General features: G+C 36.4%; 1 protein-coding gene. It reads left to right on the forward strand.

What is annotated here, in order from left to right:
• A partial coding sequence (locus DZ60_RS0122130) for a leucine-rich repeat domain-containing protein (protein WP_025744162.1) occupies positions 1 to 346 on the forward strand: 346 nt, incomplete at both ends.

Here is a 346-nt window from a genome sequence, read left to right on the forward strand (position 1 = left end):
TAGATGGTATTGAATATACCATAACATCGTTAACAAACCCAACTACAGTTGAAGTATCGGATTATGTTGGCATAAGTACTACGGTAGTCATACCTACAACAGTTACCAATAATGGTATTACATACACGGTAACTGCTGTTGGTAGTTTTGCTTTCTGGGATAATTCACTAACCAGTGTTACTATTCCTGATAGTATAATAAGTATTGTTGCAGGTGCTTTCGCTAATAATAATTTAACCAGTGTCACTATTCCCAGTAGCGTAACAACTATCGGTGGCTATGCTTTCGGTGATAATAATTTAAGGACTGTGATTTCTGAAAGTTTAGACCCAGCAACATTGCTTAG

This window comes from Aquimarina pacifica, from assembly GCF_000520955.1.
GTDB lineage: Bacteria > Bacteroidota > Bacteroidia > Flavobacteriales > Flavobacteriaceae > Aquimarina > Aquimarina pacifica.